This is a genomic window from Alkalibacterium sp. AK22, assembly GCF_000585255.1.
In the GTDB taxonomy this organism is placed as follows: domain Bacteria; phylum Bacillota; class Bacilli; order Lactobacillales; family Carnobacteriaceae_A; genus Alkalibacterium.
Window position 1 is genome coordinate 22,613 of sequence record NZ_JANL01000037.1, and the last position, 23,420, is coordinate 46,032.

The window sequence follows — 23,420 nt, forward strand, 5'->3', positions numbered from 1 at the left end:
TACTATTTTACTAGAAATCCAGTCAAAGCACAACGGAATCTGCAGATGATTTCAGCCGGGTCCATCCTCTTCTTTAAAGCTGACTTTCGATCCATGTTGCAACTGCTTTTAGCGCTTCAGGCAAACCTTCAGGTTTTTTCCCGCCTGCTTGGGCAAAGTCTGGACGTCCGCCACCGCCACCTTTAACATAAGGAGAAATATGCTTAATCAGATCTCCGGCTTTCAAGCCAGCCTGAATAGCTGTATCGTTCAGGGCTACAATTAAGTTGACTTTGTCTTCCTGTCTCAGACCCAATACCAGCATATCAGAGTAAGCTTCCTGTTTCCACTTGTCAGCCAGCTGACGGAGCTGTCCCATGTCCTTTGCTTTAATTTCTTCAGCAATAAAGGAAAGGTTCTTCACTGTATCCACTTTTTGGAAAACATCATCGGCCTGAGCATTAGCCAGTTTGGCATGCAGTGACTCATTGACCTGATTCACTTCTTTGAGCTCTCTTTGAAGGGCCTGGATTCGGTTAGGAATTTCTTTTGCAGACTGGACCTTCATCAGGCCGGACGCATCTTTGAGGATTCTAAGCTGCTCTTCCATCCACTGGAAAGCTCCCTCGCTGGTTACGGCGGTGATCCGTCTGGTGCCTGCTCCGATCCCCGCTTCTGAAATCACTTTGAATAGACCGATTTCTGATGTGCTTTCAATATGTGTGCCTCCGCAGAGCTCTTTGGAATAATCGCCGATCATAACGACTCTGACCTTGTTGCCATACTTTTCACCAAACAGGGCCATCGCTCCGAGTTTTTTCGCTTCATCAAGTGTTGTTTCAATGGTCGTTACCTTAAGGTTTTCCTGTATCCTTGCATTGACCTGCTGTTCCATTTCTTGAAGTTCGTCAGGTGTAACCTGACCAAAGTGCGTAAAGTCAAACCTTAGATGATCCTGCTCAACCAAAGATCCTGCCTGCTTAGCATGATCGCCCAGTACATCTTTGAGGGCCTGATGAAGCAAGTGGGTCGCCGTGTGATTTCGCTCGATCAATCGCCGACGCTTTTTATCGATGACCAGCTTGCAGCTCTGTCCCTCAGAAATCGTCTTTCGGACGACCGCTTCATGAATCGGCTGGCCTTCCGGTCCAGACTTGACGTTTGACACTTCAGCCAAAACTGTCTCGTCTTTGTCCAAAATTAGACCGCTATCCCCCACTTGTCCTCCTTTTTCAGGATAAAATGGAGATTCGGCAAAGAGAAGCTTCACCGAGTCATCTGAAGTTGCCTGTTCGACAAAAGCGTCTGCTTTAATAATTTTCACCAGCTTGCTTTCTGTTTCATCTGTGCTATATCCGACAAAGCTGCTGGCTGTTTTTATGTCGCTTAACAGTGACGACTGTACGGCCATTGAACCTTCAGCTTGGCGTGCGGCACGGGCTCTTTCTCTCTGCTTGGACATTTCAGTTTCAAAACCGGCATAGTCTATGGTGATAGCTTCCTGACTTACGACTTCCTCTGTCAGCTCAACTGGGAAACCGAATGTATCATAAAGTTGAAATACATCTTTGCCGTTAAGGGTCGTCTGAGATTCAGCTTTCAGTTGTTCGACAAGTTCGTTGACCCGGTCAAGTCCCGCAGCCAGGGTTTCTAAAAAGCGTTCTTCTTCGTTAGTAATTACTTTTGAGATAAAGCTAATGTTCTTTCGGATTTCAGGATAGTGCTCAGACATAATTTCAGCTACGACCGGTACACATTCTGACAGGAAGGGCTTTTGAATCGATAGCCTACGTCCATGCATGACACTTCTTCTCAGTAGTCTTCTTAGTACATAGCCCCGTCCTTCATTTGACGGCAGTGCACCGTCACTGATAGCAAATGCTAGCGCCCGGATATGATCAGCAATCACTTTAAAGCTGACCTTCTCCTCCTGCTTGTCCCCGTATGTCTGACCTGACAGTTTCTCAACCTGCTCGATAATCGGCAGGAATAAATCTGTTTCAAAGTTTGTCGGTGCATCCTGAAGAATCGACAGCATCCGTTCCAGACCCATTCCTGTATCGATATTTTTATTGGGAAGCGGGTCGTAGACACTGCCTGGCTTGTGATTGAATTGAGAGAATACAAGGTTCCAGACTTCAAGCCAGCGTTCATTTTCTCCACCCGGATAATTTTCTTCATGACCTTCAGGCAGGTCATTATACTCCTCCCCACGGTCGTAAAAGATTTCCGAGTTCGGCCCGCAGGGTCCTTCGCCAATATCCCAGAAGTTTCCTTTTTCCCGTATGATGTGGCTGTCGTCCAGGCCCACCTCATCTTTCCAAATGGTATAGGCTTCTTCGTCGTCGGGATAAATAGTGACATAGAGCTTTTTAGGATCAAGAGCCATCCAGTCTTTTCCGGTCATGAACTCCCAGGCCCATTCAATCGCTTCTTTCTTGAAATAATCTCCGATAGAAAAGTTCCCAAGCATCTCAAACAAGGTGTGGTGTCTTGCAGTCACTCCTACATTCTCAATATCATTGGTCCGAATACTTTTCTGTGAGCTAGCGATACGGGGATTGTCAGGCTTGACCGTTCCGTCAAAATACTTTTTCATCGTTGCTACACCGGAATTGACCCAGAGCAGAGACGGATCTTCCACAGGTACCAGAGAAGCGCTTTTTTCAATTTTATGGCCTTTGCTTTCAAAAAAATCCAGATACATTTGTCTAAGTTCAGCACTGGTCAGTTTTTTCATATCGATCATCCTCTTCTATTTTTTACGCAAAAAAACCGAACCCAGTCATTGCACACAAGGACGTCAGCACGCGGTACCACCTTGTTTGCAATGACCGGTTCGGCCAGTCATTACCTCTTCAGTCCTGTTAACGCCAGGAAAACGGCACAGTTTCCCGTGCTAGCCAGAAGGGAGCGCTAAAGGGGGCTGATGCTCTCTCACCAAGTGAGCATCTCTCTGATTAACTTTAACATGTCCTTCTTTACTGCTAAAGTATAGCGCAGTTGAGCCAGCCCGTCAATCATTTCAGCTGAAATCAGGCGGTTTTATGCCTCCTCATCTGTCCAGTCAGTTTCATGTGTTGGGAAGTATTTTTCAAGTGAAAATCCTCTTCCCAATACTTCACTTGCCGGCATAGCCACTACAAAAGCGTCCGAATCGGCCTTTAAGATTACCTCTTTAAGCAAAGTAAATTCACGCTCTTGAATGACCACCATCAGCATATCTTTATCCGTCTGACCGTAACCGCCTCGAATGCCCAGATTAGTGACTCCGCGCTCCATAGTATGCAGAATTTCCCTTCTGATGTCTTCTGGACTGTCAGATATGATAAGCACATTTTTATTTCGGTGAAAACCGAGCTGAACCAGGTCGATTGTTCGGGAAACAATGAAGAGGGCAATCAGCGAGTACATGACTGTTTCCACATCAAAGGCTAGCAAGGCAATCATGATTACTAGTCCGTCAACAGCAATAGTGCTCAAACCCAGCTGAACGTGCAAAAACTGATACATCAGCTGGACCAGAATGCTGGTTCCGCCAGTAGAAGCTTTGGCTCGGAAAACAATACCGATACCCAGACCGGTCACTCCTCCGCCGAATAAAGCGGCCAGGAGAGGATCAGACGTGGCCCCTGGCAGATCCTGCATAAAGAGAAGGAAGAACGGAATCAGCAGACTGCCGAGAATCGTTTTGTACCCGGCAGCCTTACCCAACAAGGCAAAGCAGAGAATGAGCAGAGGAATATTCAGCGCATACTGAAACAAAGCCGGGCTCCAGCCAAACATAGCATTGGCTGCAATCGAGAGGCCGGATACACCACCGGATACAATGGTGTTGGGAAGCAGAAACACTTGGAAAGATAGGGCCGCCAAAAATGACCCAAAGACAATATAAACATAGTCCACCGCATTTAATGTATATCTCTTTGCTACTCTTAACATATTCTTCCTCCTTGAGTGTATGATTTGGTGTTTTTCAGGCTCTAAAGCTACAACTCGGCTATTTTAACATTAAGTGATTCGGCTTTACAACCACTTATATACATATTTAAGCTTTCTTTTCGAATCTTTTATCGTATACTGTTCATATATATGTATGAGGCGGTGTCCCGGATGGAAGACGTTTTTTCTCACCTAGTCTTTATTGTCAATGAACATTCACGAAGAGGCAGGCAAGTAGTCAGAACACTAAGGAAACTTATGAAGGCCTACAACTATACATACGGTATTTACCGGACCGAGTATCCAGGCCATGCAGCTGAACTCGCAGAAGTCCTCTCGAAAGAATACAGTCCCACTTCTCTGTTGATTGCAGTTGGAGGTGACGGGACCCTCAATGAAGTCATCAATGGTGTGATCACTTCTTTAGTCAGACGTCCAGTATCCTATATCCCTACAGGTTCAGGAAATGACTTTGCACGCTCCCACGATTTGTCTCGCTCAATCGAGATGACCCTTAAGCGTATTTTGCTTAAGTCTGCGCCCGTTGAGCTGGATGTTCTCTTCTACTCCTCAGATGCTGCATCATTTTCTGCCGTGAACAGCTTCGGCTTTGGTGTCGACGGCATGGTCATCCGTAAGCTGGAAGAAAATCAAAAAAAACAGCATACAGGAAAATTTGCCTACCTGTTGTCCGTTCTGTCGGCCTTTTTTGAACAGCAGTCCTTTTCTCTTACTCTCAAGACAAATACGGATACGTATTATTTCGAAGACGCCCTGCTGGTGGTCTGCTGTAACCATAAGTTTTTTGGTGGGGGAATTCCCATTCAGCCGCTTGCCGATCCAGCAGACGGCTTGCTGGATATTGTTGTGGCTGAAAAAGTAACCTTTGTCCAACTTCTGCACATCCTTTACAAGCTGCTGACTAAAGAAAGCCACCTTAATCACCCAAAGCTGCACAGCTACAGGGTCAGTTCCTGTAGCCTGCATATAGATCCCCCTCAGTATGGACAACGGGATGGTGAACTAATTAAAAAAAATGTTTCACAGATACAGGTTAAAACTCTTCGCCAGCTATTCTGGCTTTAAAAAGGGACCAGGCTGAACGGAAACTACCGTTCAGCTGATCCCTTTTTCCTATTTTCTGTCCATACCAATCATAGGATCAATCTGTTTTGACTCTACGAGCTCAGGAGTAAGAATAAACTGTTGCTTCTTTTGGGCCGCAGCTTTGATGGAGCCCTCCATCAAAACTGCGGACTGGCTGACGCTGCTTTCATTCTTTTCCTTTACTTGGATTTCTTCACCTTCAAGTGTCTCTAGCCTCAGCGTCAAAGACGTTTTCCTGTAGATAGCATGATCGGTAATACTTTTTTCAAATGCTTGTGCTTCACCACATAAAATCAGTGTTTTACTGGCCCTGGTAATGGCCGTATATACAATATCACGTTTGAGCATGCGTCCGTAGCCGAATACTAAAGGAAGGATGACCATGTCGTATTCACTTCCCTGAGATTTGTGGACTGAACAACAGTAAGACAGAGTGATCTTATTCCATTCGTTTCTCGGGTAAGTCACTTCTGTACCATCAAAATCGATAACCAGTTCTTCCGTATTCAGTTCAGATGCTTTGGCAGAAATAATTCCGACGATATAGCCCATGTCTCCATTGAATACATCCCGTTCAGGATCATTAATTAGCTGTAGCACTTTATCTCCAATCCGGTAAACATCTTCCATCATCTTGACTTCTTTCTTCTTTTCTCCCGGAGGATTAAATAAATTCTGAAGCAGCTTATTTAATTCGTTTATTCCAGCCGGCCCCTTGTATATAGGTGCCAGGACTTGGATAGACTGCGCCGAATAACCTCTTTCGATTGCTTTACTAACAAGCAGGGCCATGACGTCCTGTACTTTCTGGGTACTGCAGGAAAAGAAATTGCGGTCCTTTTTTTTATCGCCAAAATCTTCAGGCAGACTTCCTTTTTTGATTTCATGAGCCAGGCTGATGATGGACGACCCGTCTCCCTGGCGGAATATATCAGTTAATTCCTGACTCGGCAGAACTTTACTATGCAGCATATCTCTCAAAACCTGTCCTGGCCCAACAGAGGGCAACTGGTCTTTGTCTCCGACCATGATGACTTTCATTCCATCAGGAACAGCCTTTAAAAGCTGATAAGCCAGCCAAGTATCAACCATGGACATCTCATCAATAATCAGCATGGAGCCTTTGAGTATTTTTTCTGTTTCCTGGAGCTCTTCGTCATCATCTGAACCGGTCAGTCCTAATAGACGATGGATTGTCGAAGCTGGAAGGCCCGTCGTTTCCTTCATGCGTTTGGCCGCCCGTCCAGTTGGTGCCGCCAGCAGAACAGGAAAAGGTTCGTCACTATAGGCATGCGGGTCCAGGCTCATGTCATGCAATTCTGCATAGACTGACACAATGACTTCTAGAACTGTCGTCTTACCCGTCCCCGGGCCTCCAGTAAGAATAAACAACGGGGACTGAATCGCCTGCCGGACGGCCTGCTTTTGAGACTTGCCCAGGATGATCCCCCGCCTTTTTTCAAAGTTCTTTATACTGCGGTCAATGGCCTTGGCTGTATGCTCCCCTGCGCTAGCAGCGGTAAGCAGACGGTCAAAAGCATTAGCTATTCCCCATTCTGAAACATATAAGGAGGGTAAGTAGAAACGCTCTTCATCTTTAACAATCGCTTGATCATCTACTAATTCAATAATACAATCGGCTACTTTTTGAGGGTCAATCAGAAATGGACGGCTCTTTTCCAGCAGACTGATGCTGTGGTGCAGTAAATAATCGGCAGACACATAAGTATCTCCACTTTTCATCGTTTTTTCTTCAAGCGTATACAAAATACCTGCCTTGATTCTTTTAAAGGCATCTCCTTCTATACCCATTTCGTCTGCAATGGCATCCGCCCGGCTGAAGCCAATGCCTTCTATTTCCTCAATCAGCACATAAGGATTCGTCTGGATAGTTTGCAGCGTCTGGCCTTCAAATCTCTGGTATACTTTGTAAGCCAGTTTATTTGATAAGCCCAAATCATTTAGGGTAATAATGATTTTTTGCATTCCCTGCTCTTTTTCCAGTACAGTCGTTAACTGTTCTCTTTTTTTGCTGTTCATCCCTGGGACAGCATCTAAAACGGAACCGTCTTTTAAAATCTGATCAATACAGCCTGTTCCAAGCTGATCGACAACAGCCTGAGCTGTCTTTTTACCTATCCCCTTAAATCTTGGACTAGACAGGTAGGTTACAATCGCTTGGGCACTGGACGGTTTTTCCTTTAAATACTTGCTTGCTTGGAACTGCATTCCGTACTTAGGGTGCTCTGTCCACTTACCGATATAACGATACTGATCGCCCTCTTGCATCTGGCCAAAACTTCCCGTAATGACGACCTGTTTTTCACCGATTTTGCGGTCGGCCTCTTCGATCTTGACCAGTAGGACTTTATAAAAATTAGAGGGATTGGAGTAATAGACCGCCAACACTTCTCCGACGACATAACTCTCCTTTGGCTGTTCCTGAATGTCTTCCATCTTTTGTCCCCCTTTGTCTTCAGTTTAGCTGCCTCGACACACAAGCAGCAACTTTTTCCCTTTGGCACTTATGTAGACCCAGTTTCACACGAGCCTTTAAAGTAAAAAGCCCAAGGTAGAAGACTCTATCTTGAGCTAATGCTTTAACCTCACTATTTTATCACACGTACTGCAGCAGCTCTTCTGCCTGATAGGCTTGATCGATGATGCCACCGCCGATGCATTCTTCCCCCTCATATAAAACGATGGCTTGCCCCGGCGTTATGGCGCGTGCTGGTTCATCAAATATGACTGTTGCCGTCTTATCTTCCCTGTTAAGCTGAACGGTTACACCGACATCCTGCTGACGGTAACGGAACTTGGCTGTACATTTGAAAGTTTCCGGACGGTCGACCCGTGTGGTAAATGTAAACTGACTTGCGTTCAAGTGGGTGGCATACAAATGAGGATGGGTAAATCCCTGGCCGACAATCAGCTCATTTCGCTCCAGATTTTTACCAATCACAAACCAGGGTTCATTTGATGTACCGTTCCCACCTATCCCTAGACCTTTTCTCTGTCCGATAGTGTAATACATCAGGCCCTCATGCTGTCCCATAACTTCCCCTTCTTCCGTCACCATAGAACCAGGCTGGGCGGGAAGATAGTTCATCAAAAACTGCTTGAAGTCCTTTTCACCGATAAAGCAAATACCAGTGGAATCCTTTTTTCGGGCAGTAGCCAAATCCGCCTCTTCGGCTATCTTTCTGACTTCACTTTTATCCATTTCCCCTAGTGGAAACATGACCTTGGCCAGTTGTTCCTGAGAAAGCTGGTTCAAAAAGTAAGTCTGATCCTTATTGCTGTCGATTCCTCTCAGCAGGTGCGCAGTACCATCAGTATCCCTTTGAATCCGAGCGTAGTGTCCGGTGGCTACATACTCGGCCCCAAGACTCAGCGCATAATCTAGGAAAGCCTTAAACTTGATTTCCTTGTTACACATAACATCCGGATTGGGTGTGCGTCCGTTTTTATATTCTTCCAAAAAATAGGAAAAAACTTTATCCCAGTATTCCTTCTCAAAATTGATCGAATAATAAGGAATCCCTATTTTGTTGGCTACCAGAGCCACATCTTTGTAGTCTTCTGTAGCTGTACAGACACCATTCTCGTCGGTGTCGTCCCAGTTTTTCATAAAGACACCCACTACGTCGTAGCCCTGTTTTTTTAAAAGCAGTGCGGTTACGGAAGAATCCACTCCTCCACTCATGCCGACAACCACTCTCGGTTTTGCATTTGTCATCACTTCACCATCATTTCATCATATTCTGTACACTTGCACGAATTGAAGGTTCGTAAGTTTCCAGTCTGTTTCATTATACTTACAAAAGGGAAGAAATCAAGGTCTGTCAGCTTATTTTAGCATTTTCTTAAAGAAATAGGGACTCTTTTTCAGACTCCGAGCAACACAGATTAGCCCTCCTCTGCAGAACAGAAAAGGGCTGATTATTCAGGCTTGGATCAGGACATTACCTTCCACGAGCGTTTGTATAATATTCTCTGCAAATTGCTTTTCTTCAGTCAGCTGTTCAGACTTGTAGAGGTCGATTTTCTTCAGCCCATTAGCCGTCACAGTTGACAGCTTTAGTTCATCGATTGCCCTAGAAATGATAATTTTCAGCCTAGGAGCTGTCTTATCTCCCGAGTGCATGCTTAAGATTCTCTCATAGTGAAACGACCCATTTTTGCTTTCCGTAAACCCATTGTCTCTCAAAGTGTAGCGTTTTGCTTCCGGATTTACTTTATAATAGTCTTTACCTCCGGGCAAGGCATCTTTTGCATAGGTAGTCATATCTGTCATCCTCTCTGAAATACTTGCTGTCTCTATTATTTTATTTTTCTTTCAAAAAAGCAACTGCTTTTTCAAGGATCAAAACAACTGACACCACCTGCTCACGAGTCAGGCCGTACCCGAAACTAAAGCGAAGCGTTTCTGCTACTGCCGGATGGCCTTGGCCATGCAAGGCTTCCAGTACCGGGCTCGGATCAACATTTCCGGCCGAGCATGCAGAACCGGTAGACACAGCCACATGGGCCAAATCAAGGTGGATCAGCAGCTTTTCCGCTTGAACGCCTTTAATGTGCACGCTCAAAATATGCGGCAGACTGTGGTCCAAAGAGCCATTGACTGCATACTCAATGCTGGAGTTATCCATTTCTTTAAGGAAATTATCCTTTAAATCCTGATAAGCAGCTCTTACATTATTTTTCTCCTGCATCCTGATTTTAACTGCTTCCTGAAACCCAAGTATACCCGGAATATTTTCAGTTCCAGCCCTTCGTCTGCTTTCCTGTTCACCGCCCGTCATCATAGCGGGCAGACTAAGTTTACGATTTACATAAAGGAAACCGACACCTTTCGGTCCGTTGATTTTGTGCGAGGAAACGGAAAGCAGATCGATTCCCTGCTCTTTTACATCGATGACTTCGGTCCCATAGGCCTGAACTGCATCTGTGTGAAAGATGACCTGATGATCCAGCGTCTTGAGATACTGTCCGATCTCAGTGATCGGCATCAGGCTTCCGATTTCATTATTCCCATATATGACCGATACCAGAATCGTATCGGGACGGAGAGCTTCTATTACTTGCTGGACTGATATCCGACCTTCCTGATTTACAGGCAGCACAGTAATCTCAAACCCTCTGGCTTCTAGCTCACTGATGGGTTCTTTGACAGCAGGGTGCTCTATGCTTGTAGTAATAACATGTTTACCCTGAGCAGCGCATGTTTCAGCGGTTTTGAGAATAGCCATATTGTCGCTTTCCGTTCCACCGCTAGTCATGACAATTTCAGTTGGATGGGCATTTATACTACTGGCAAAGACCTGACGGGCTTCTTCAAGCAGTCCCTTGCTCCTTCTTCCCAGCTGATGAACACTGGATGCATTACCGTAAGCATTTTGCATGGCTTCGGTCATTTTGTCAATGACAGACGGGTGCATGGGAGTCGTTGCCGCATGGTCAAGATAAATAAACTCTTTCATCTTACATATTCAATCCTTTCTTGCTGAAAGTTCATTTGATAGAGGGATACAGCATTCGAATCACTTTTTCAGTCAGATTACGGCCTGTCCCCTTCTGAACGAACGCATGCATATGCATGGCCGGATTAAAATTGGCCTCTATGGTGACATATCCCGGTTTCTCTTCTGTACTTGGTTGAGTAATATCAGGAATGATTAGGTCAAGCCCGGTCACTTTGACTCCTAAAGCTTGTGCCATCTCTACCGCAGCCTGCTTATAAGATTCATGCATGGTGTCCGTCATATCAGTCGAATCTCCACCAGTTGAGATGTTGGAATTTTCTCTTAAAAAGACACGCTGCCCTTTTTCCAGTACACTATCAAATTGGAATCCCTGTTCTTTGAGCATAAGCTGTTCGATCTCGCCCATTTTTATTTTCTCGAGTGGGGCTCGATGTTTTTCTCCCCGGTAAGGGTGACTATTTTTTTCCTGAATCAATTCTGCTACGGTTCGGCTACCGTCTCCAATAACATTGGCCGGTTCACGCAGAAGCACAGCTTCCACTTTGTCGTCTATAACGACAAAACGGTATTCTGTGCCTTCAATATAATCTTCAACCAAAATACTGCCGTCCTCTTCAAAAGCCAGACGACAAGCTTCCGCATAATTACTGTAAGTCGGCGGCTGCCGGAAAATTGAGATACCCAAGCCGTAGTTAGTCGTTTTTGGTTTAACTACCACAGGTCGGCTATTGAACAGAGGATACTGGCTCAATGCGGATTCAACTGAAGCGAATTCTTCCCCTCTTGGCACCTGATAGCCTGCTCTTTTCAATATATTTTTGGTGACTGTCTTATTGGCCATGATCCAATGGGAAATTGTACTATCATGGGAAGTCATGTTGCCGTTTTTCACATACTCGACTTTCCCCATGTACTCAAATTTAAGGAACTGATCTGAGACATCCAGTACTGTCGTCTCAAGCCCCGATTTTAGCGCATCAGACAGCAGTAGCTGAGTACTCATCTCCATATCCTCAAAGCCGGTCAGTAAAAAGGGCTTTTCAAAAGCATGCTCCTTATAGTTCATTCCCAGGCGTAGGCCCAATTGTATAAAGGATCCTTCTTTTCCCAAATCCTTTACGATACGGGCAGACAATGTTTTTTCTGGAGATAAAAGCTGTTCTCTGGCCGAATCAACCGCCTCCTGATAAGCAGCTGGCAGATTCAAGTCCTTTAGTGTTTTCTGCATTTCATTAAGCAGCTGCGCCCCTTCATCTTTAAAAGCGGACAAACTGAAGGGATCCTCTAAAGCTGTTTCCCTGTTCATTTTTTCTCCGCGTTTGATTTCCTCACTAGAACTGTCTTTATCCATCCAGACCATTGTCAGTAAGAAGAGATGGGTCAGCAGAGACTGTTCATACGAAAAGCCCAGCCGTTCATATGGATTTAAGTCGAAAGAACGGAATTCCACATAGCGCGTCCCGTATTTCATCAGATTTTTTACCGCTTTGCCTTTCCCTCTCAGTCTAGCTGATCCATAGTATTCCCGCTCTTCAGTAAGCACATCCTCTGTGACCAGTGTCTCAATGTCTTTTACATAGCCTTCAACTGATTGGTAAGATACCCGATTGCTGAACGCATTGTGATAGCCCATTGGACTATTCCGAATACTGCGGTAATAGCGTCCCTCTCCCTCAGAAGAATAAGATGCATGACTAACTGGAGAAGCTCCAAACAAATAAGTGAGCAGCCACTGGTTTCTAAGAAAATTTCGTGACATCTTCAGGTATAAAGCGTTACAGCGGTCAATAGCTTCCGACTCTTGCCTGGCGTCTTTTATAAAGGCCTCGATGAAAGCTTCACTAAATGAGAAATTGAAATGGACACCACTGATCATCTGTTTTTTCTTACCGTACTTGGCTGCCAGCTGCTTTCGGTATTCAATCTCTCCTTGATTAGAGACCTTGATAATCGGGATGTCCGATTCAGCAGGAAGTATACAGGGCATACTGAAAGGCCAGACAATCTCTTCCGAATCGATGGTCCGGTTCACAACGTCATGCAAGGCACTCAACCATTGATATTGCTGGTTCAGTGATTCCTGAGGGGGCGTGACCAGCTCCAACTGGGACTCGCTAAAATCTGTTTGCACATAGGGATGGTGACTTCTATCTCCAAAGCCTTCCGGATGGCCAGTCATAGCCAGCTCCCCTTGACTTGTTGTCCTCAAACCTTCTTTTTCAATTCCAAAAGAGCCTTTGTGCATGTAGGGTTCTAATTGTCGATCTTTGATCATCTGCTTTAAGTTCATTCAAATCTATCCTTATAATTGTGATTTACTTACTAATATCAAGTACTATCTTATCATAAAGGGCGCATGCCGACTAGAGAAAAGAAGCTGCGTACAGCAAACATTCGTTCTCAATCCTTCACTCATATACCAAGCCGTGGTATACTTAGTTGGATAAAACAGACTAGACACGAAAGGAGCCTTTTATGAATAAACCTCTAGCATACCGCATGCGCCCCCAGACGATTGACCAGATTGTCGGACAGGAGCATCTGGTCGGTGAAGGAAAAATCATATGGAGAATGGTTAAGGCGAGGCAATTGTCTTCCATGATCCTCTACGGTCCACCTGGCATCGGGAAAACCAGTATAGCCAGCGCCATTGCTGGCTCCACAAAGTATGCTTTTCGGATGCTAAATGCTGCAACAGATACAAAAAAAGATCTTCAGATCGTGGTGGAAGAAGCCAAAATAAGTGGAACCGTTGTTCTTCTACTGGATGAGGTCCATCGACTGGATAAACCTAAGCAGGATTTTCTCCTCCCACATCTGGAGAACGGCCGGATTGTCCTGATTGGGGCGACAACCGAAAATCCTTATATATCAATTCACCCGGCTATTCGCAGCCGATCTCAAATATTTGAACTCCAACCACTTTCAGAAGATCAGATTGCTCGTGCTCTAGAAAGAGCTTTGTCCGATAAGGAAAACGGCCTGGGTAAAGTGCCAGTAAAGATAGAGTCAATTGTCCTCAGCCATTTTTCCAGAGCTACGGGTGGAGACTTGAGAAGTGCACTGAATGCTTTAGAGTTGGCCGTTCAGTCAACAGACAAGACAGCAGAAGGCTCAATCGACATCACCCTGCAAGTCGCCGAAGAATGCCTGCAACGCAAGGTAATGACTCATGACAAAGACGGTGATGCTCATTATAACGTCATATCGGCTCTGCAGAAGTCGATCAGGGGTAGCGATGTCCATGCCTCGCTGCACTACACAGCCCGTTTACTTGAAGCTGGTGACTTGAAAGTGATTTGCCGGAGACTGATTGTAACAGCATATGAGGATATAGGCCTGGCCAATCCGGCAGGTGTTTCCCGTGTCGTACAAGCAGTCGAGGCTGCGGAAAAGATTGGGCTGCCGGAAGCCCGCATTCCGCTGGCTAACGCCGTAATCGAAATGTGCCTGTCACCCAAATCAAACAGTGCTATTTCTGCTATCGATCAGGCACTCAAAGATATCCGGGACGGCAAAGTCGGTGAAGTGCCGAGCCACCTGAAAGACACTCATTATTCAGGTGCTGAACAACTTGGCAGCGGCAAAGGTTACCGTTTCCCTCATGACCATGACCAACACTGGATCAGACAGCAGTATTTGCCTGACCTGATAAAAGACAGACGTTATTACATTCCAGCCGGTACGTCCAAATTCGAGGAAGCTCTGACTAGACAGTTGGATAAGTATGACAACAAGTAAACCGGTTTCATCACCAGTGGGTCCCTATTGACTAACCCCAGTCCATGTGCTACTATAAGGATAAGAATTCTGAGGTGTACGCGATGCCAACATACTGTGTTGACCGAACATTTTTACTAAAACAATGGGATTCTGAAGGAAAAAAGAATGGCACGCCTTATCACTTGGAAGTCAGACTTTTTTCTGGTGAAGCCCCCCTGCCTTTAGCGGGTTCAACCTAAACTGGCATACTACCGGCACCATCGGATTTCTTTACTTAGTTGTAAAGCAGCGCTGAGACTTTTGTCTTAGCGCTTTTTACGTATTACCCCTCCAGGGCTTTCTTTCTTTTTAGGACGCTACACTGCACATAATCATCCGGCAGATCTGTAAAGGCTTCTATTGGCTATTCTTTCTTCATTTTTAGTATAATTAACTTAATATTAAGAGGAAGGACGTGCTTCATATGTTGCAGGAATATAAATCAATTTTAGTCGCTATCGACGGCTCCACCCAAGCCGAGAAAGCTTTCAAGAAGGCAGTCGAGGTTGCTAAAAGAAACAATGCGGTGCTGGTTTTAGCTCATGTCATCGATACCCGTGCCTACCAGTCTTTTTCTACTTTCGATGGGTCGATTGCTGATAATGCGCGAGTTGAGGCGAAAAACACGTTGAACGAGTACAAAGATTATGCAGTCAAAGAAGGCCTAGAAGATGTTCGTATCGTTCTTGAGTACGGTTCACCTAAGGTCATGATCGCCAAGCAGATTCCGGAGGCTGAACATGTGGATCTTATCATGCTTGGTGCAACGGGTCTTAATGCAGTCGAACGCATTTTTGTCGGATCAGTATCCGAATATGTTATTCGACAGGCTAAGTGCGATGTTATGATTGTAAGAACCGATCTGGATAACAAACTGAGCTGATCTACTTAGCTTTTGTTTTTTCTCATTTTTACCAAGCGTAAATGACTAACATCCCCTGACTGTTCAGCTGTCTAGGGGATGTTTGCTTTCAGTTCTTTCTTATTACTGCAACCAAAAGCCTCCACGGCCCTTTGCGGGGAGTGGAGGCTTTTGGCAGCTATATGCTACTTGATATCACATCTGATTATTTACGGAACTTTTCTACGTCTCTGGCAATCATGACTTCTTCATCAGTTGGAATCAAGAAGACTTTAACCTTAGAGTTTTCTGATGAAATCTCACGCTCTTTACCACGAACATTGTTTTTCTCACGATCGATTTCAGCACCTAAAAACGTCAGACCATCGATGACTTTTTCACGAGTTTCCGGTCCATTTTCTCCAATGCCTGCTGTGAAAACGATGGCATCTACCCCATTCATAGTCGCTGCATAGGAACCAATATACTTTTTGACACGATCTTCAAATATTCTTAGAGCCAATTCAGCATGTTCATTCGTTTCCTCTGCATCTTCCAGATCTCTCATATCGCTTGAGATACCGGACAATCCCTTCAAACCAGATTCATTGTTGAGAATATAGATCATATCATTGATTGTCTTGATTCCCTCTTTTTCCATTAGGAAAGGCAGTAAAGAAGGATCAATGTCGCCTGATCTAGTTCCCATAGTGACACCCGCAAGTGGCGTGAAGCCCATTGAGGTATCAACTGATTTACCACCGTCAACTGCTGTGATAGACGCGCCGTTACCTAAATGGCAAGTAATGATTTTAGTGTCTTCGATTGGTTTACCGAGCATTTCTGCTGCTCTTTCTGCAACAAATTTGTGACTTGTTCCGTGAGCACCGTACTTACGGGCATTGTGCTTTTCGTAGTATTCCATCGGAATGCTGTAAAGGTAATTTACCTTTGGCATCGTTTGGTGGAAAGATGTGTCAAATACCGCTACACTGGTAATATCTGGAAGAATTTTTTTGAATGCACGGATACCTGTTGCATTAGCCGGATTGTGCAGGGGCGCGAATTCTGACAAGTCCTCAATTTGCTTGATGACTTCGTCCGTCACTAAGGCAGAGTCCTTAAAGATTTCTCCGCCAGCAACCACACGGTGACCAACGCCTGTAATTTCGTTAAAGTCAGCCAGAATATTCAATTCTTTTAGCTGCTCCAAAAGCATTTCAACCGCTACTTCATGGTTGTCAATGTCAACGACTTGCTTGAACTTTTCACCATCGTTGTATTTGATCGTAAAAATCGAATCGTTCAGACCGATTCTCTCCACGATACCGGATGCCAGTACCTCTTCCTGTGGCATTGTATAAAGTTTCCATTTCAGACTGGAACTTCCTGCGTTAATTGCGATTGTTTTTGACATCTATATTGCTCCTTTAAAATTATTTAATTCCCTGTTCATCTTTCCATTGCCGGATATCCGACAGGAACGTGCTAAATTTTTCTTTATCAACCAGGCTGGGTGCTGTGGCTATTAGGACTTCCTGAGCTTGCACACTTTTTGGACCTTTTTTCTGAGTAATCAGGATAGATTTTTTTGACTGTTCATTTTTAAACCACTCTGTTGGAAGGTGAATGATTCCTTGCACATGGCCTGCATTTTGCAGATAAGACAATAACACTTTAACGTTTTCGGTTTCAAAAGTATGGGTCGGCAACAAGTAAAACGCGAGACCATCCTCTTTGAGATAATGCATGCCTTGTTCAATCAGAAGAAAATGACTGTATGACTGGCCTTCCTCAAACGCAGTGCTGTAACCTTTGTCTTTAATATCCAGAGGATAGTAGCCGACTGGTAGATCAGATACCATAATATCCACAGGATCAATCAAAAGAGGCTGCAAGGCATCTTGGTGCAACAGGGTTATTGGCATGTCAAGGAGAGCTGACAATGTAGAAGCCAGTGAAATAAGGAGGTCATCATTGTCTACACCTGTAAAAGAAGCTGATTTCCCAGAGCGTTTCAGACTCGTGTAGAGTGTATAGAGCAAATTGGCGGAGCCGACCGATAAGTCAGCAATATGAGCGGGCTTATCAAAGGCGTTGAAGAGCTCTACCAAGTAGCTGACTAACACACCGATACCGTCAGGTGTAGGCTGGTGGTTAGGCTGCAGGCTGTCTTCTTTTGATGCTTTGATCAAAATGAGCTGAATCGCCTGCTTTTTTTCTTCAAGAGACAGCTCATTGTAGTCAAAATCGGCATAAAGAGTCTCCAACTGGTCCTTAACTTGTGAGCGGGGCACGCCATTTTCGACGTGTACTACCCCACCGTCTATCATATTTTCACCGGTTTCGATTAGTGCTTCGATGAAAGTTGATCCTAGCTCCTCCTGAATTAGTTTAGAAGAAGAAAGCAAGGCAGAATAAAATGTTTCCACTTTAGTTGTGTCCAAAAAAAATTATCCTTTCATCTTTATTTCACGTTACAGACTCATAACAAGATACTGGATAAAGAAATTAAGTATTTTTGTTACCCTTTGTAAGGCATCTACTGGTATTCTAACTTATTTCCGGTGTATTCACAAGATTTATAGTCTGTATGCCAGCAAGGGGGTTTGTGTTAAATGTCACAAAAAAAGAAAAAGGAATCAGATCCATTGATAAGATTCCTTTTTCTCTTAAATTAGTTGGCTACTGGATAAACAGAAACCTGTTTCTTATTCTTTCCTTTACGCTCGAAACGGACAACCCCGTCTACTTTTGCATAAAGAGTATCGTCTCCACCGCGGCCGACGTTTTCGCCCGGGTAAATTTTAGTTCCTCTTTGACGGTACAGAATTGAACCACCACTTACGACTTGTCCGTCACCACGCTTGGCACCCAGACGTTTAGATTGAGAATCACGTCCGTTGGACGTAGAACCTCCACCTTTTTTCGTAGCAAAAAATTGTAAATTCATTTTCAACATGATCATTGCACCTCCATTACTTTTTAGATGAATAATACAGCTTGATATAGCTGCCATACTCCTGCTCGGTACTTTCCAGTGAGAGTACCAGACTTTTCAGCAGTATTTGCGCCGTTTCCATCTGTTCAAGAGTGACGGTTTCCGGAAGAGAAAAAAGCAGATAGCCTCCCTCTTCATCATCCGATGTGATATCAAGATCAACTTCGGCAATTTGAATCAGACTATTAGCTGTTCCTATACTCAGTGCAGATACAGCAGCACACACAATATCATGACCGTAAGGCCCTGATTCAGCATGTCCAGTCAGCTGGACCGAAACAATATTATCATTTTCCTTGAAAAACGTGACCTTGATCATTCAAGAAACGCACCTTTGTGTGAATTAGTTGGATTTGATTGATGTGATAGAAACTTTTGTATAAGGCTGACGGTGACCCTGCTTAGTGTGAGAGTCTTTTCTGCGACGATACTTGTAAGTCGTCACTTTCTTGCCGCGTCCTTGTTTTTCGATTTTAGCTTCTACTGAAGCTCCTTCGATAAATGGACTACCGACAACTGTGTCGTCTCCTCCAACAAACAATACTTCTCCAAATGTAACAGTATCGCCTGCTTCTCCGTCCAATTTCTCTACGAAGATATCTTGTCCTTCTTCAACTCTAAATTGTTTACCACCAGTTTTGATGATTGCATACATACTTGTTGCACCTCCTTTAAAATATGAATAAAATAGTTCCTATTTTATTCTTGCACTTAGACTCGCCGTTATAAGTGGCCGAAGCTCTTCAGTACTTATTTACGAGCGGTTGTAGCTGTGGTGCGACACAAATACAACATTGCTATCTTATCAAATATAAGCGCAACCGTCAATTCTTTTTGCCAAAAAGCTTCTGCCAGAAAGATTTCTTCTTAGGTTTCAAGGTCATAAGCGGCACGGTATCCCCTAGGATACGGCGTGCAATATTGCGGTAACCCTGAGAAGATACATGATCAGGATCCAGAACAACTGGATTTCCTTTGTTGGACGAGCGGACAACTTCATCATCCTCAAAAATAATACCTAAAAGCTCCACTGAAAGATGGCGCGTTATTTCATCGATATCCATTACATCCCCTTGCTGCATCATCGATTTACGGATTCGGTTGATAATCAGTTTAGGGGCATGAATAGACGTCTGCTCAATGAGACCAATAATTCGATCAGCATCACGGATAGCAGAAATTTCAGGTGTTGTCACCAGAATAGCATCATCTGCAGCTGCAATTGAGTTTTTAAATCCCTGTTCGATTCCAGCCGGGCAGTCAATCAATACATAGTCGTAATCTTTCTTCAACTCACCAATCAGTTCAATCATCTGCTCTTCATTGATAGCATTTTTGTCAGCATGCTGCGCTGCCGGCAGCAAGAAAAGCTGGTCATTAAAACGCTTGTCTTTAATGATTGCCTGATGCAGTTTTGCCCGCCCTTCGACCACGTCGACAATGTCATATATGATTCGGTTTTCAAGACCTAGGATAACGTCAAGGTTCCGCAGGCCAATGTCCATGTCCACCAGGCAGACCTTCTTGCTCTGCAGCGCCAGGGCCGTCCCGATATTTGCAGTTGACGTTGTTTTCCCTACGCCACCTTTACCTGATGTGACAACAATTGCTTTTCCCATTTAAAATAAACCTCCTGAGTGATTCGCTATTTCTGGTCGTAACTGTTTCAAGTTATGCAGAGGAGCAATCTCGATGATATGTAAGTCATTGACATAGACAAACTGAGCTTCACCGGATTCTTCTGCTTTTTCTTCTGTTTTTTCAATGAGGTGAACATTTCCTCCGATTCTTACTTGTGCATTGTAACGAAAGTCTGCCAGAACGATTGCACTTTCGTCTCCAGAGAAACCGGCATGCGCAATGCCTTTTAGCTCGCCAATAATATAGATACTGCCAGTAGCTCTAACTGTCCCACCAGGGTGTACCTGTCCAACCAGCAGCAGATCTCCCTCGGCATCTAGGATCTGACCACTCCTCACTGTTCGGACCTGAAGCATCGGCCGTGCTTTTTGGTGTAGTGCTTCTGCCTTCTCAATTGAAATCACGTCTGCATCGAAAGAAACAATTTTAAAGAAATCATCTTCTAGCACCCTCCGGACTCGATCCTTTTCATCCGGTGAAAAATCACGTCTACCTGTTTTTACGTGAAACTTCAGTTCATGTCCAGCCTCGGTATCTTTTTTTAACTGCTGTTTGAGCTTTTCGATTTCTTCCATAATCGTTTCAAATGAAGCTGACGATTCGAGAATAATCTGAAATCCTTCTTTTCTCCCCTTCAATATCACTGAACTCATTATTATTTTCACCCCTGTAATTATCTGTATGCGATGCTTGATTTAGACTTGTCTGATTTTTGTCTCGGCTTAAGCGTTTTACCTATTCTATTTAGCGGCAACATAAGTAAAACAGCCGCGGCTGTATTGAATATGAGCGAGGCTAAAAGCGTTGAAGCCATAAAGTCCTGAGTGGTCAAGACTGTCAAATCAATGACCCGATAAATGCCGAAAACGAAAAATTCTAAAAAAGTCAGCATGATCACTGACATTAATACAGTGATCAAATAGGCAGGTTCAAAAACTTTTCTCAGTTGAACAACAAAATAAGCTATCAGTGTCAGCGTTGCAATGTAAATCCCCAGAATGCCGGAAAAGTAACTGTCATACAAAAAACCGAAAATGATTGTCAACGTGTACATATGTCTGGGCTGAAGATAAAAAGCCAGTACAATCACAACAAGTACAAACAGCCTAGGTGTCATAACGCCAAAAGAAACACTTAACTGTTCATTGAAAAAAAGGGCAATGGCTCCGTCAAGCAGCAAAGACAAAAAGAGAAGAAGGATGGGCAAGGTCACTTTTTTCCAGGCTCCCATACTATTATTCCCCGCTTTCTGACTGACGGTTGATGATGGTGACAAATCGGATATTTTCAAAATCGGCAGCAGGCCTGACGTAAACCTGCTGAGCTAGGCCATGAGAGTCCATACTGACTTCCTCAACCTCTCCGATGACCAGTCCTCTCGGAATAATCCCCCCGAGTCCCGACGAAGTAATCAATTCGCCTTCTTCTATCTCCGCTGTCGAAGTGATTTGAGACATTACCAAGCGATTCCCACTAGAATCATACCCGCTGATCAGACCATAAACGATTTCTTCCTCAGTGATAATCTCGGAAGAAACCTGATTCGCTGTCTGCTCGATATTAGTGAGCAAGACCACTTTAGAACTTGTAGGATTCACTTCTGAAATACGGCCAATCAAACCGTTACCGGACATAACCGGCATGCCTACTTCCACACCATCCTGGCTGCCTCTGTCAACAACTACCTGGTCCACCCAGTTATCAGGACTTCTTGATATCACCGTACTTGATATAGTCCGAAAGTCAGTTAGTGAGTTCTGAAGTAATAGTTCTTCTTGTAGTCTGGCATTTTCATCACGCAGGACACTGATTTCAGATTGACGCTCATATATTCTATTTATTTCTGTTTTTAACCGCTGATTCTCTTCATACGTTCCCCGCAGGCTAGTAATTGAATCAAACATTCCTGTCACTGCATGGGTAGGCGCTGATATGACCCGACCCAAAACCGCTGTGATGTCATTGGAAGCCTGCTGAACAAATGGCGTACTGCTGCCGCTTCTAATGGAAAGAGAAATCAAGGAAACAAACATGATCACGCTGATTAATAGAACAATCATCTTTTTGTTTGTAAAAAATTGGTTCACCTATAACACCTCGTATATATTAACTTTGCTTATTTTACCATAATTTTTGAGCTCATCGTAGAGGCAGATCTAGAAGATTTAAAGCAAGTATCGATTATTATTCGACAAATAAGCGGGAAGTCTCCTTCCCGCTCCCATTACCTTGATTGTTTTTTGTAGATATCCATATGGTTCAATGCCTCACCTGTTCCAATTGCAACACAATCCAGTGGCTGACTGGCAACAAAGACCGGGACTTCTGTTTCAGCTGAAATGACGTCAGTCAGATTTCTCAGCATAGCGCCTCCACCTGTCAAAACAATCCCTCTGTCAATGACATCTGCTGAAATTTCAGGTGACGTATCTTCAAGAGTCGCTTTAACAGCTACGATGATTCCATCAATTACTTCTCTGATTGCTTCAGCAACATCTACCGCCGGAATGGAGATGTTTTTCGGCAAGCCTGTCAGCAGATCACGGCCTCTGATATCCATATCGTCCAGCTCTTTAGCCGCATCAATCGACGCGCTTCCGAGCTCTATTTTGACAGCTTCTGCCGTACGTTCACCGATAAGCAGATTGTACTTGGCGCGGATAAAATGAATTATAGACTGATCCATCTGATCTCCCGCCATCTTAATTGTGCGGCTGCTCACTATTCCTCCCAGAGATATAGTAGCCACATCCGTTGTTCCTCCACCAATGTCAACGACCATGCTTCCTGTGGGCTCGTTTACAGGCAAACCAGCACCGATTGCTGCTGCGAAAGGCTCTTCAATTAGAAAAGCTTCCTTGGCTCCAGCCATACGAGTAGCATCTATAATCGCCCGCTTTTCCACTTCGGTCCCTCCACCAGGTACACAAACCAGTACGCTCGGTTTACCAGCACGCTTACCTACAGACTTGCCGATAAAATATTCCATCATTGCAGCTGTTGTATCAAAATCTGCAATAACCCCATCTTTCATCGGTCTGATGGCAACTATGCTTCCCGGTGTACGGCCAATCATTTTCTGCGCATCTTCACCTACGGCTACCACTTCTCCAGTTTTACTGTCTTTGGCAACAACTGATGGTTCCCCCAGTACGATACCTTTTCCTTCTACAAAAACATTGGTATTTGCTGTTCCTAAATCGATCCCGATTCCTTTTTTTCCAAACCAAAACACGTAGCGTTTCTCCTTTCAATCCTAAAAAACAATCTCAGTTATTCTTTTTAATTTTCTGCATTCATTATGCTATTGTACCTTTTTCGGGAGCATTATGCACTACCTGACATGTACTTTATAAAAATGTAACATTCGAAATGAAGCATTTCGACTTTTCATATACTAAAAAACCGGGAAGGCCAAAGGCCTCCCCGGTCAAAAATCAGATTAAGTGTTAATTAAGCTTTTTCTACGTTTGCAGCTTGTGGTCCGCGTGCGCCTTCTTCGATATCGAAAGTTACAGCTTGACCTTCTTCAAGAGATTTGAATCCTTCTTCGTTGATAGCTGAGAAGTGTACGAATACATCGTCAGCACCTTCACGCTCGATAAATCCAAAACCTTTTTCTGCGTTAAACCATTTTACTGTACCGTTTTCCATCTTACAA

21 protein-coding genes, 1 other RNA gene and 1 other annotated feature are annotated in these 23,420 nt (G+C 44.2%); of the genes, 4 read left to right on the top strand and 18 right to left on the bottom strand.

Annotated features, from left to right (window positions below):
* Positions 1–73: 73 nt before the first annotated feature.
* Both alaS and ADIAL_RS08075 read right to left on the bottom strand, forming a co-directional pair.
* On the bottom strand, positions 74–2,719 hold the full coding sequence (alaS, locus tag ADIAL_RS08070) for an alanine--tRNA ligase (RefSeq protein WP_034302350.1): 2,646 nt from the start codon (positions 2,717–2,719) through the stop codon (positions 74–76).
* A gap of 305 nt (positions 2,720–3,024) precedes the next feature.
* A complete protein-coding gene (locus tag ADIAL_RS08075; RefSeq protein WP_034302352.1) occupies positions 3,025–3,921 on the bottom strand; it encodes a YitT family protein in 897 nt (298 codons plus the stop codon).
* 171 nt (positions 3,922–4,092) lie between these two features.
* Here ADIAL_RS08075 and ADIAL_RS08080 point away from each other — a divergent pair, with 171 nt between their 5' ends.
* Positions 4,093–5,007 carry a diacylglycerol/lipid kinase family protein gene (locus ADIAL_RS08080; RefSeq protein WP_034302355.1) on the top strand — a complete coding sequence of 305 codons (915 nt, stop codon included), beginning with the start codon at positions 4,093–4,095 and terminating at the stop codon, positions 5,005–5,007.
* A gap of 48 nt (positions 5,008–5,055) precedes the next feature.
* On the opposite strand, the gene recD2 is transcribed toward ADIAL_RS08080, so the two are convergent.
* The 5 genes from recD2 to gshAB all read right to left on the bottom strand — a co-directional run bounded on the left by recD2 (position 5,056) and on the right by gshAB (position 12,804).
* Positions 5,056–7,485, bottom strand: coding sequence for an SF1B family DNA helicase RecD2 (gene recD2 / locus ADIAL_RS08085; RefSeq protein ID WP_034302358.1), 2,430 nt, complete (start codon positions 7,483–7,485; stop codon positions 5,056–5,058).
* A 160-nt stretch (positions 7,486–7,645) separates the two neighbouring features.
* A complete protein-coding gene (mnmA, locus tag ADIAL_RS08090) occupies positions 7,646–8,767 on the bottom strand; it encodes a tRNA 2-thiouridine(34) synthase MnmA (RefSeq protein ID WP_034302360.1) in 1,122 nt (373 codons plus the stop codon).
* A 207-nt stretch (positions 8,768–8,974) separates the two neighbouring features.
* Positions 8,975–9,316 carry a hypothetical protein gene (locus tag ADIAL_RS08095; RefSeq protein ID WP_034302362.1) on the bottom strand — a complete coding sequence of 114 codons (342 nt, stop codon included), beginning with the start codon at positions 9,314–9,316 and terminating at the stop codon, positions 8,975–8,977.
* 40 nt (positions 9,317–9,356) lie between these two features.
* Positions 9,357–10,511: a cysteine desulfurase family protein gene (locus ADIAL_RS08100; RefSeq protein ID WP_034302363.1), complete on the bottom strand. Its 1,155-nt coding sequence runs from the start codon at positions 10,509–10,511 to the stop codon at positions 9,357–9,359.
* Positions 10,512–10,542: 31 nt separating this feature from the next.
* Positions 10,543–12,804 carry a bifunctional glutamate--cysteine ligase GshA/glutathione synthetase GshB gene (gene gshAB / locus ADIAL_RS08105; protein ID WP_034302364.1) on the bottom strand — a complete coding sequence of 754 codons (2,262 nt, stop codon included), beginning with the start codon at positions 12,802–12,804 and terminating at the stop codon, positions 10,543–10,545.
* A gap of 185 nt (positions 12,805–12,989) precedes the next feature.
* Between gshAB and ADIAL_RS08110 the strand changes: the two genes are divergently transcribed.
* The 3 genes from ADIAL_RS08110 (at position 12,990) to ADIAL_RS08115 (ending at position 15,159) form a co-directional block, all read left to right on the top strand.
* Positions 12,990–14,255 carry a replication-associated recombination protein A gene (locus tag ADIAL_RS08110; protein ID WP_034302366.1) on the top strand — a complete coding sequence of 422 codons (1,266 nt, stop codon included), beginning with the start codon at positions 12,990–12,992 and terminating at the stop codon, positions 14,253–14,255.
* Positions 14,256–14,318: 63 nt separating this feature from the next.
* Positions 14,319–14,508: non-coding RNA, 6S RNA (ssrS, locus tag ADIAL_RS11250), on the top strand.
* Positions 14,509–14,700: 192 nt separating this feature from the next.
* Entirely contained in the window at positions 14,701–15,159 is a 459-nt protein-coding gene (locus ADIAL_RS08115) for a universal stress protein (RefSeq protein ID WP_034302368.1), read from the top strand.
* A gap of 184 nt (positions 15,160–15,343) precedes the next feature.
* Here ADIAL_RS08115 and ADIAL_RS08120 read toward each other — a convergent pair whose 3' ends face one another.
* The 11 genes from ADIAL_RS08120 to ADIAL_RS08170 all read right to left on the bottom strand — a co-directional run bounded on the left by ADIAL_RS08120 (position 15,344) and on the right by ADIAL_RS08170 (position 23,413).
* Positions 15,344–16,534: an acetate/propionate family kinase gene (locus ADIAL_RS08120; protein ID WP_034302369.1), complete on the bottom strand. Its 1,191-nt coding sequence runs from the start codon at positions 16,532–16,534 to the stop codon at positions 15,344–15,346.
* A 19-nt stretch (positions 16,535–16,553) separates the two neighbouring features.
* Complete coding sequence (locus tag ADIAL_RS08125; RefSeq protein WP_034302371.1) at positions 16,554–17,564, bottom strand: class I SAM-dependent methyltransferase; 1,011 nt, start codon at positions 17,562–17,564, stop codon at positions 16,554–16,556.
* 230 nt (positions 17,565–17,794) lie between these two features.
* The gene (gene rpmA / locus ADIAL_RS08130; protein WP_331279803.1) at positions 17,795–18,082 is read right to left on the bottom strand and encodes a 50S ribosomal protein L27; all 288 of its coding nucleotides are present in this window, start codon (positions 18,080–18,082) and stop codon (positions 17,795–17,797) included.
* Positions 18,083–18,095: 13 nt separating this feature from the next.
* A complete protein-coding gene (locus ADIAL_RS08135) occupies positions 18,096–18,437 on the bottom strand; it encodes a ribosomal-processing cysteine protease Prp (RefSeq protein ID WP_034302375.1) in 342 nt (113 codons plus the stop codon).
* Positions 18,438–18,461: 24 nt separating this feature from the next.
* Positions 18,462–18,773 carry a 50S ribosomal protein L21 gene (gene rplU, locus ADIAL_RS08140; RefSeq protein ID WP_034302377.1) on the bottom strand — a complete coding sequence of 104 codons (312 nt, stop codon included), beginning with the start codon at positions 18,771–18,773 and terminating at the stop codon, positions 18,462–18,464.
* Positions 18,774–18,821: 48 nt separating this feature from the next.
* Positions 18,822–18,894, bottom strand: a sequence feature (ribosomal protein L21 leader region).
* A gap of 48 nt (positions 18,895–18,942) precedes the next feature.
* On the bottom strand, positions 18,943–19,737 hold the full coding sequence (gene minD / locus ADIAL_RS08145) for a septum site-determining protein MinD (protein ID WP_034302380.1): 795 nt from the start codon (positions 19,735–19,737) through the stop codon (positions 18,943–18,945).
* Positions 19,738–20,412 (bottom strand): septum site-determining protein MinC, encoded by a 675-nt coding sequence (locus ADIAL_RS08150; RefSeq protein WP_034302382.1) that lies wholly within the window; start codon positions 20,410–20,412, stop codon positions 19,738–19,740. It lies immediately after the preceding gene.
* A 20-nt stretch (positions 20,413–20,432) separates the two neighbouring features.
* Complete coding sequence (gene mreD, locus ADIAL_RS08155; protein WP_034302384.1) at positions 20,433–20,990, bottom strand: rod shape-determining protein MreD; 558 nt, start codon at positions 20,988–20,990, stop codon at positions 20,433–20,435.
* A 4-nt stretch (positions 20,991–20,994) separates the two neighbouring features.
* Entirely contained in the window at positions 20,995–21,846 is an 852-nt protein-coding gene (mreC, locus tag ADIAL_RS08160) for a rod shape-determining protein MreC (RefSeq protein ID WP_034302386.1), read from the bottom strand.
* Positions 21,847–21,983: 137 nt separating this feature from the next.
* Complete coding sequence (locus tag ADIAL_RS08165) at positions 21,984–22,994, bottom strand: rod shape-determining protein (RefSeq protein WP_034302389.1); 1,011 nt, start codon at positions 22,992–22,994, stop codon at positions 21,984–21,986.
* Between the two features lie 218 nt (positions 22,995–23,212).
* Positions 23,213–23,413 carry a cold-shock protein gene (locus ADIAL_RS08170; protein WP_034302391.1) on the bottom strand — a complete coding sequence of 67 codons (201 nt, stop codon included), beginning with the start codon at positions 23,411–23,413 and terminating at the stop codon, positions 23,213–23,215.
* Between the last annotated feature and the right edge of the window lie 7 nt (positions 23,414–23,420).

Coding starts and splice junctions, on each gene's coding strand:
- ADIAL_RS08110 (WP_034302366.1), top strand. CDS start 12,990: ATGAATAAACCTCTAGCATACCGCATGCGCCCCCAGACGATTGACCAG.
- rplU (WP_034302377.1), bottom strand. CDS start 18,773: ATGTATGCAATCATCAAAACTGGTGGTAAACAATTTAGAGTTGAAGAA.
- ADIAL_RS08080 (WP_034302355.1), top strand. CDS start 4,093: ATGGAAGACGTTTTTTCTCACCTAGTCTTTATTGTCAATGAACATTCA.
- ADIAL_RS08095 (WP_034302362.1), bottom strand. CDS start 9,316: ATGACTACCTATGCAAAAGATGCCTTGCCCGGAGGTAAAGACTATTAT.
- ADIAL_RS08135 (WP_034302375.1), bottom strand. CDS start 18,437: ATGATCAAGGTCACGTTTTTCAAGGAAAATGATAATATTGTTTCGGTC.
- ADIAL_RS08150 (WP_034302382.1), bottom strand. CDS start 20,412: ATGAGTTCAGTGATATTGAAGGGGAGAAAAGAAGGATTTCAGATTATT.
- alaS (WP_034302350.1), bottom strand. CDS start 2,719: ATGAAAAAACTGACCAGTGCTGAACTTAGACAAATGTATCTGGATTTT.
- ADIAL_RS08115 (WP_034302368.1), top strand. CDS start 14,701: ATGTTGCAGGAATATAAATCAATTTTAGTCGCTATCGACGGCTCCACC.
- mnmA (WP_034302360.1), bottom strand. CDS start 8,767: ATGACAAATGCAAAACCGAGAGTGGTTGTCGGCATGAGTGGAGGAGTG.
- ADIAL_RS08100 (WP_034302363.1), bottom strand. CDS start 10,511: ATGAAAGAGTTTATTTATCTTGACCATGCGGCAACGACTCCCATGCAC.
- ADIAL_RS08170 (WP_034302391.1), bottom strand. CDS start 23,413: ATGGAAAACGGTACAGTAAAATGGTTTAACGCAGAAAAAGGTTTTGGA.
- gshAB (WP_034302364.1), bottom strand. CDS start 12,804: ATGAACTTAAAGCAGATGATCAAAGATCGACAATTAGAACCCTACATG.
- ADIAL_RS08075 (WP_034302352.1), bottom strand. CDS start 3,921: ATGTTAAGAGTAGCAAAGAGATATACATTAAATGCGGTGGACTATGTT.
- ADIAL_RS08120 (WP_034302369.1), bottom strand. CDS start 16,534: ATGTCAAAAACAATCGCAATTAACGCAGGAAGTTCCAGTCTGAAATGG.
- minD (WP_034302380.1), bottom strand. CDS start 19,737: ATGGGAAAAGCAATTGTTGTCACATCAGGTAAAGGTGGCGTAGGGAAA.
- mreD (WP_034302384.1), bottom strand. CDS start 20,990: ATGGGAGCCTGGAAAAAAGTGACCTTGCCCATCCTTCTTCTCTTTTTG.
- recD2 (WP_034302358.1), bottom strand. CDS start 7,485: ATGGAAGACATTCAGGAACAGCCAAAGGAGAGTTATGTCGTCGGAGAA.